General features: G+C 60.8%; 1 protein-coding gene. It reads left to right on the top strand.

Annotated elements, in window-relative coordinates:
• Positions 1-344: 344 nt before the first annotated feature.
• Positions 345-812: sodium/proton-translocating pyrophosphatase (locus EOA24_RS39835; protein ID WP_189354683.1), on the top strand; the 468-nt coding region annotated here is incomplete at its 3' end.

Raw genomic sequence — 812 nt, 5'->3', positions numbered from 1 at the left:
AGCTTTGAACTTCATTGATCAACTCCTGTCCACCCGGAAGATATGCTTGGCATTGAGCATTTGCAAAGCGCCGATCCGTCAGCCGCCAACCTCGCCACGGACCGATCCTGAGCAGCCGGACCCAACGTCATTTCAATCGATCTAATTCCAGGCTCGCGCTGGCACAACGATTCCCGCCTTCTTCTTTTGGGCGAAAGCCGGGCAAAAACCGAACAATATCTTGACGTTCCAAGCCTTGTTTCGCATACCCCAACCAAGAGGTGGATTCCAAGCGCGGCATCCGTCTCCGTTCCAACGGCCCAGGGAGGGGTTCTTTTGGGCCAACAATCGAGGAAAATCCGGCAATGACCATTATTACCGCCGTCATCGCCTGCGGCTTGCTGTCAGTTCTGTACGCCATCTGGGCGACACGTTCGGTCCTTGCGTCCGATCAGGGCAATCAGCGCATGCAGGAAATCTCCGCCGCCATCCGCGAAGGCGCCCAGGCCTATCTGGCGCGCCAGTACACCACCATCGCCGTGGTCGGCATCGTCGTGCTCCTGCTTGCCTGGTGGCTGCTCTCGATCACCTCCGCTATCGGCTTCCTGATCGGCGCCGTGCTTTCGGGCACCGCCGGCTTCATCGGCATGCATGTCTCGGTACGCGCCAATGTTCGAACCGCGCAGGCCGCCTCCAACAGCCTCGCCGCCGGCCTCGACATCGCCTTCAAATCCGGCGCCATCACCGGCCTGCTGGTCGCGGGCCTGGCGCTGCTCGGCGTCTCGATCTACTACGCCATCCTCACCGGCCCGATGGGCCTGCAACCGAACGAC

This window comes from Mesorhizobium sp. M2A.F.Ca.ET.039.01.1.1 (genome assembly GCF_003998035.1).
Lineage (GTDB): Bacteria > Pseudomonadota > Alphaproteobacteria > Rhizobiales > Rhizobiaceae > Mesorhizobium.
This window is presented reverse-complemented; position numbering and strand designations above follow the sequence as displayed.